Origin of the sequence: Microbacterium sp. UBA837 (assembly GCF_002296025.1) — a bacterium.
Lineage (GTDB): Bacteria > Actinomycetota > Actinomycetes > Actinomycetales > Microbacteriaceae > Microbacterium.
This window is the reverse complement of record NZ_DBHD01000105.1, coordinates 1-6559: the sequence shown is the minus strand read 5'-3', so window position 1 is coordinate 6559 and position 6559 is coordinate 1. Positions and strand designations below refer to the sequence as shown.

The 6559-nt window shown below is 69.4% G+C and carries 8 protein-coding genes and 1 pseudogene; all 9 read right to left on the bottom strand.

Annotated features, from left to right (window positions below; all coding sequences use genetic code 11):
* A partial coding sequence (locus B3587_RS07790) for a DUF6804 family protein (RefSeq protein WP_292727660.1) occupies nucleotides 1-266 on the bottom strand: 266 nt, incomplete at its 3' end.
* Complete coding sequence (locus B3587_RS07785) at nucleotides 263-796, bottom strand: signal peptidase II (protein WP_045246901.1); 534 nt, start codon at nucleotides 794-796, stop codon at nucleotides 263-265. The genes B3587_RS07785 and B3587_RS07790, both read right to left, overlap by 4 nt.
* 77 nt (nucleotides 797-873) lie before the next feature.
* Nucleotides 874-1149 (bottom strand): zf-TFIIB domain-containing protein, encoded by a 276-nt coding sequence (locus tag B3587_RS07780; protein ID WP_045246902.1) that lies wholly within the window; start codon nucleotides 1147-1149, stop codon nucleotides 874-876.
* Nucleotides 1146-1862: a copper resistance CopC family protein gene (locus B3587_RS07775; RefSeq protein ID WP_048809232.1), complete on the bottom strand. Its 717-nt coding sequence runs from the start codon at nucleotides 1860-1862 to the stop codon at nucleotides 1146-1148. Before B3587_RS07775 ends, B3587_RS07780 begins: the two co-directional genes overlap by 4 nt.
* 13 nt (nucleotides 1863-1875) lie before the next feature.
* Entirely contained in the window at nucleotides 1876-2895 is a 1020-nt protein-coding gene (locus tag B3587_RS07770; RefSeq protein WP_045246903.1) for an NAD(P)-binding domain-containing protein, read from the bottom strand.
* Nucleotides 2895-3563 carry a DsbA family protein gene (locus B3587_RS07765; RefSeq protein WP_045246904.1) on the bottom strand — a complete coding sequence of 223 codons (669 nt, stop codon included), beginning with the start codon at nucleotides 3561-3563 and terminating at the stop codon, nucleotides 2895-2897. The genes B3587_RS07770 and B3587_RS07765 overlap by 1 nt, the downstream gene beginning before the upstream one ends.
* A 91-nt stretch (nucleotides 3564-3654) precedes the next feature.
* Entirely contained in the window at nucleotides 3655-4107 is a 453-nt protein-coding gene (locus tag B3587_RS07760; RefSeq protein WP_045246905.1) for a hypothetical protein, read from the bottom strand.
* A 215-nt stretch (nucleotides 4108-4322) separates the two neighbouring features.
* Nucleotides 4323-5940 (bottom strand): annotated as a pseudogene (locus tag B3587_RS07755) (heavy metal translocating P-type ATPase).
* 323 nt (nucleotides 5941-6263) lie between these two features.
* Nucleotides 6264-6559 (bottom strand): hypothetical protein (locus B3587_RS07750; protein ID WP_292727658.1); only part of this gene is annotated, 296 nt, incomplete at its 5' end.

The following is a 6559-nucleotide window of genomic DNA, read 5'->3' as shown; positions in this document are numbered from 1 at the left end:
GTCCACACCGGGCCGGTGAACGGGAACGGGAACACCGGGTTCCAAATCACGGCGATCACGACGAACACAGGCAACCACCACCACTGCCGCGCCTGGATCGCGAACCACCCCACGATGACCGCGAAGATCGCGGCGACGAACAGCACAACGGTGAACCAGTCCCCGCCCATCAGTACCGGCGCGAGGAACAACACCGCCGCCGCGAGCAGCCCCGGCGCGAACGCGTTGCGCTGGTATACGGACGAGGTCCGCTGCTTCGCCATCATGACCCGCTCACCACGGAGCCCGTCGCAGGCGCCGCGCTGTCCGCGCTGACGCGGGAGCGGCGGTGTCGGGTCCACAGGCTCAGGCCGAGGACGATGACGCCGGCACCGAGGGCGACGTCGGCGAGGTTGCCGATGAACAGGTTCCCGTAGGCGAGGAAGTCGGTGACGTGCCCGACCCCGAACCCAGGGGGGGAGAACAGCCGGTCGATCAGGTTCCCGATCGCGCCCCCGAGGATCAGGCCGATCCCCATCGCCCACCATCCGGTCCGCGCCCGCGCGGCGGCGACGACCAGCAGCACCACGGCACCGACCCCGAGGAGAGTGAGCAGCCCGGTGACCCCGGCTCCGAGGGAGAGGATCGCGCCGGGGTTGAACGCGAGCTGCAGCCCAAGCAGATCCCCCAGCAGCGGGATCCGCTCCTCCTGACTCAACCCTCCCAGTGCGGCCGCCTTCGTCGCCTGGTCGACCAGGACCACCACAGCGGCGGCCAGGCACGCGACCGCGAACCGCCGGGTCTGCTCACGAACCATCAGCGGCTCCTCCTGCGTTCGCGAGGGCCGATGATAACCCGGTCATCAGACCGGCTATCAGGAAGAGGTTTTTGGTGTCAGAAGTCGAAGAGGTCACCGAGGAACCCTTCCTTCCGCCGACGCCCGGAGCGACCGTGATGATCCCTGTCGCGGTCAGAACGGTGGTCGCCCTCGCGCGGATAGGGGGCGGTGCTGGTTTGCCGGCCGCCGCCGGCAAGGTCGGCGGCGCGGTCGATGATCTTGTCGAGCTCGCCACGGTCCAGCCAGACGCCCCGGCACTGCGGGCAGTAGTCGATCTCGACCCCGGAGCGTTCCGTGATCAGCAGGGCGGTCCCGTCGACCGGACATTTCATGAGGGGTTCTCCTTCTGTTGCTGGTCGTCGGCGGTTCCACCATCCGCGGCGGCCGCGGCCGCGGCTGCTCGGTCGCGGCGACGACGCTCTCTGGCCACCATGAGCACGACCACCAGCGCGCCGCCCAGCACGATTACGCCACTCAGGACCGCAAGGACGGGGAGGAGTTCCCCACCTCCGGATGGCCCGTTGTGAACCTCTCCGGACGTATTGGCGGCAGATGTGGGAGACGGGTCGGGTGTCTGCTCCTCGGTCGCTTCGGGGGTAGGGGCGCTGGTGGGGACGGTGACCGCTTCGACGGTGTACTGGTACTCGTTGCTGATCGGGTGCCCGTCGCTGGACACGACCCGCCACCGCACCGTGTACACGCCCGCCTGACCAGGCGTCACCGCCTGGGTGACCGTGGTCCCGTCGATGACCGGATCCCCCGATGCGATGTTCTGCCCGTCCGGGGCGACCACCTCAATGATCACGGCGCTGAAATCGGTGAGGATCTCGCCGCTGAACGTCAGCGAAATCTCCTCCGGGACCACGCTGACCGTGGATCCGGCTTCCGGGGAGGAGGAGACGATCTCATCGTGCGCGGCTGCGGGCGCCGCGGTGGCGAACAGGAGCCCGGCGGCCAGCAGCAGCGTCGTCAGAGTGGACAGGAGGAGGATGCGTCTCCGTGAGCCGGATCGGTGCGGGTGTTCGTGGTCGGTGACGGTGGTCACGGCGGTGGTCCTTTCAGGGCCGGTTGATGATGTGCTGGGCGATCGTCGTCGCGTCTTTCCAGACCCCGGCGAGGGTGTCGGAGCCGCGGCCGCCGTACTGCGGCATCCCCGCCACGAACAGCCCGGGCAGGCCGGTCAGGGTGCGCCGCGGCCGGTCGACGCGGGCCGGTTCCGGGAGCCAGTCGTCGCCAGGGGTGTAGCCGGTGGCGAGGATCACCGAGCGGGGGGATGCCTGCGTGCCATCGGCGAAGGTCACCCCGGCGCCGGCCGCGTCCTGCACCGCAGCTGCGATCGTGACCCCGACGCGGCGCAGCTGCTCATAGCTGTCGCCGAAGATCGGCTCGGGGCGACGCTCCCGCGAGAACAGCGGCACCCTCTCCCCCGCCGCGGCGGGATAGCTCATCGCGGGGCGATGCTGCCGCCGGGTTCGCACGGACAGCGTCACGGTGTGCGACGCGGACAGTTCGCGGGCCAGCTGCACACCGCTGTTCCCGCCGCCCACGATGAGCACGTCGCCGACGGGGATCTGCTTCGGGTACAGGTACTCGCTGCTGTGCAGCACCACCCCGGGCATCGTCAGCAGAGACGCCCACTCCGGAATCCGCGGGTGCGCGGCCGCGCCCGTCGCGCAGATCACGTTGCGGGTCTGCACCTCCCCTGCCGTCGTCGACAGCAGCAGAGTCGAGCCGTTCCCGCGATGCTCCACCCCGGTCGCCTGGATGCCCCAGACCGTCTCCACGCCCAGCCCGGCTTCCACGAAGGTGAGGTAGTCCGCCATCTCGTCCACTCGCGGATGCCGGCGCTGGTCACCCAGCAGCCGCCGCGGAGACAGCGCGCTATGCCGGGCGTCGCTGAGAAGCTCCATCGAATGCCACCGTGAGGACCAGGAACGCTGCCCCGTGCTGGCGGCGTCGATCACCACAAACTCGTGCTGCGGCCGCAGCCCTTCCGCGGCCAGAGCCGCGGCAACCGCGAGCCCAGACTGCCCGGCGCCGACGATGATCGCCCGCCGATGCGTCAAACCCGCCCGCATCACCGGCCACCGTTCACCGCAGCCTGGATGGCGTTCTCGAGGTCGTCCCACTCCTGCAGCTCGAGCAGCTCACCGTCGAGGAAGAACGTCGGCGTGCTGCTCACCCCGAGCGCCTGGCCCTCCTCGAAATCCAGCTCCACCCGCTCCGCCGTAGCCGGGTCCGCCACGGCGGCGTCATAGGCGGCCATGTCCAGACCGATCTCCTCCGCGAAGCCACGGAACAGGTCGGCGCGAGACTCCTGCGCCTCACCCCACTCCGCCTGCGTCTCGAACAACCGGACATACATGTCCTCGAACCGGTCCTGCTGCGCGGCCGCTTCCGCCGCGACCGCCGCGTTCTTCGAATTGAAGTGACCGGGCAGCGGGAAGTAGCGGACCACATACGTGATCTCCCCAGCGAACTGCTCCCGCATATCCTCCACGATCGGGAAGAACGCGCCACACGCCTCGCACTCGAAGTCGAGGAACTCCACCAGGGTGACAGCGCCCTCCCCGCCGTCGTCGAGGACATGCGAGCTCTCCCGCACCACCTGCGGGGATGCGTCACCGCCCCCAGATGAAGGTGGAGCGGACTGGCTCTGATTGACAAGGACATAGATCAACGCGGCGATCACCATCACCACCACAACGGCAATGGTGACGAGCGTCGCCTTCACAGGGGTTTTCATCGGGTACTCCAAACCAAGACACGGCACAGGACAGAACCCGGGCACGCAGCCCGGGACGAAGCGCCACCCGGAAAGGGTGGCGTGCCAAATGTCAGGTTCGGGAAAGACCCAACTGCGTCAACGAAAAGACAATCGGGTGAGCACGGGCAGCCGGCGCCGGAAGCAGCGAAGGCATCCGTGGCCCGTCACCGAGAACCGGAGGCATCCGCCGACGCCACAACCCCCGCAGCACCACCATGAACGTCAGCCCGCACAACACGCCCAACATGCACAGCGCAGCGCCCACCAACGCGTTCGGCCCAGAAACGACGCCACCGGCGACCGCCTCATGCTCGACTGGGGCGTCTGCCACGGGCTCGACGTGGGGGTCCATGAACCCAGAAATCACCAGCGGAACAGGAGTCGAACCGTCCGCCTCTGTGTGACCCGTCGCTGCCAGACCCAACATCAGCAGCAGCGCCAAACCGACGCTGGTAATGAGCCTCATTATCAACAATTGCTCATTCAGCGTCGTGGAGCGCGGAGTCCGGGCCGAAGAGACCATCGCCCACAGCCTACCGTACGCACCTAAACCCATTCGGAGCCCGGTTCACCCGAGCACGGGAGCGCCGGCAGCGCCGGCCGGGTCCGGCGCGGCTAGCCGGTCAACCAGGACGATGACGACGGCAACGGTGGCGAAGGTGGCTTTGATGGGGGTCTTCACAAGGGCCGGTTCCAAGTCGGGCGGTGTTCTGCCACCGCGGGGCGAGGGGTCGGTGGTCAGGCGTGGGCGGGTTCGGGCTGGCGAGCGGGCACCGTGGCGAGTTGCCGTAGCGCAGCGGGGCGACGGGCGGCGCGGACGCCATTGAGGATGACGACGACCTCGGCGATCTCATGCACCAGCACGACGCCGGCGAGCCCGAGGATGCCGAACAGGGCGAGCGGGAACAGCGCGACGATGATCGCCAGAGCCAGACCGATGTTGGCGGTCATGATGCGTCGGCCGCGGCGGGCGTGGGCGAGGGCGCCGGGGATGAGGCGGAGGTCGTGGCCGATGAAGGCGACGTCGGCGGACTCGATCGCCGCCGCGGAGCCTTTCACACCCATCGCGATCCCGACCGTCGCCGTCGCCAGTGCCGGGGCGTCGTTGATGCCGTCGCCGACCATCGCGGTCGGTTGCTGCGTGACGAGCGCCTCAATCGCGGCGGCCTTGTCGGCGGGCAGCTGCTCGGCGCGAACGTCGGTTACGCCCGCCTCGGCGGCGATGGCGTGGGCGGTGCGGGTGTTGTCGCCGGTGAGCATGATGGTCTCAATGCCCTGCGACTGCAGCATCCGGACCGTCTCGGCCGTCGACGGTCCCGGTGATGCCATGCCCGGCCTCCTCGACCACCTCCGTTGCGGGGCTGGCGACGGGTGCGGCCGCGATGATGGCCGCGGCGAGGGGGTGGGTGCTGGTGGCCTCCACGGCGGCGGCCCAGGCGAGCAGGTCGTCGCGGGTGATACCGGGTGCGGGCTGGACGTCGACGACGGTGGGCTCGTTGCGGGTGAGGGTGCCGGTCTTGTCGAGGGCGACGGCGCGGATCGTGCCGAGCTGCTCGAACGCTTCACCTGACTTGATGACGACGCCGAACTTTGACGCCGCTCCGATCGCGCTGATCACCGTCACGGGCACCGCGATGGCCAGCGCGCACGGGGATGCCGCAACCAGGACGACGAGGGCGCGTTCGATCCAGGTCCACGGGTCGCCGACCAGCAGCCCGAACAGGGCGACCACGGCAGCGGCGATCAGGACGACGGGAACGAGCGGCTTCGCGATCCGGTCGGCGAGGCGTGCCCGGTTGCCCTTGCGGGCGTGGGCCTGCTCCACGAGGGCGACGATCTGGGTGAGGGAGTTGTCGCGGCCGTCCGCAGTTGCCTCGATCCGCAACGTCGCCGCCCCGTTGACCGAACCGGCGGCGACCGGATCGCCGGGGCCGACCTCGACCGGGATCGACTCGCCCGTGATCGCCGACGTGTCCAGGCTCGACCTACCCTCCACGACCACGCCGTCTGTGGCGATGCGATCGCCGGCACCGATGACGAGGATGTCCAGCTCACGCACGTCCGCGGCGGGGATCGTGACGTCGCTGGTTAGGCGGGAGACGCGGACAGTGTCGGGGATGAGGGACAGAAGGGCGCGCAAGCCTTCCTTGGCGCGGTCCATCGCCCGGTCTTCAAGCGCCTCGGCCAGGGAGAACAGGAACGCCAGGGTCGCGGCCTCGCCAACGTGGCCGAGCAGGACCGCGCCGATCGCGGCGATGGTCATCAGCAGCCCGACCCCGGGGCGACCGCGGATGAGGCGGCGGATCGCGCCGGGGACGAAGGTGTAGGCGCCGGCGAGCAGCGCCGCCCACTGCAGCACCAGCGCCGGGATGTGCAGACCAGTCCACTCGAACGTGTATCCGGCGAGGAGGAACAGCCCGGACAGCGCGGAGGGAAGCAACGCGAAGTCGCGCCACCAGGGCGGGCGGACCTCCGGCTCCTCGTCCGCCTCGGTGGGGGTGGTGGCGAGGTCGGGGCCGCAGCAGGCATCGCCCGCATCGTGCACCGCGCTTGGCGCCGCGGTCTTGGAGGAGGGTTCCGCGGCGCAGCAGGCGTCACCGGTCGAGAGCGGCCGGGACAGTTCGATGCGCCGGACCGTACCGGGCTTGCGCGGCTCGTTGGGGCCGCAACACTCTTCGCTCACTGCACGCTCTCCTTCGTTGCGGGGGCGGGCGTCTGCTCTAGGAACGTGAGCGCGGCCAGTGCGTCATCGGTGCCGGTAACGGAAAGGCGCAGGTCGGGGTGGGTCGTGTCGATCGCCCAAGTCGCGAACGCGCAGCAGGACTGCTCGGTGCGGACCAGCTCCGTCAGCCGGGCGGTCGCGTCGTCGATCTTTGGGTAGTGGACGGTGATCTGGGCGGCCGTCCTGTCGATGTCGAGGAGGTAGTCGTCGTTGAATTCCTGCCACGCGGCTAGACGATATGAGCCTTCGGTCC

Excerpts from the sequence above, each read along its gene's own strand:
- B3587_RS07785 (WP_045246901.1), bottom strand. The coding sequence starts at position 796 with ATGGTTCGTGAGCAGACCCGGCGGTTCGCGGTCGCGTGCCTGGCCGCC.
- B3587_RS07780 (WP_045246902.1), bottom strand. The coding sequence starts at position 1,149 with ATGAAATGTCCGGTCGACGGGACCGCCCTGCTGATCACGGAACGCTCC.
- B3587_RS07770 (WP_045246903.1), bottom strand. The coding sequence starts at position 2,895 with ATGCGGGCGGGTTTGACGCATCGGCGGGCGATCATCGTCGGCGCCGGG.
- B3587_RS07765 (WP_045246904.1), bottom strand. The coding sequence starts at position 3,563 with ATGAAAACCCCTGTGAAGGCGACGCTCGTCACCATTGCCGTTGTGGTG.
- B3587_RS07760 (WP_045246905.1), bottom strand. The coding sequence starts at position 4,107 with ATGGTCTCTTCGGCCCGGACTCCGCGCTCCACGACGCTGAATGAGCAA.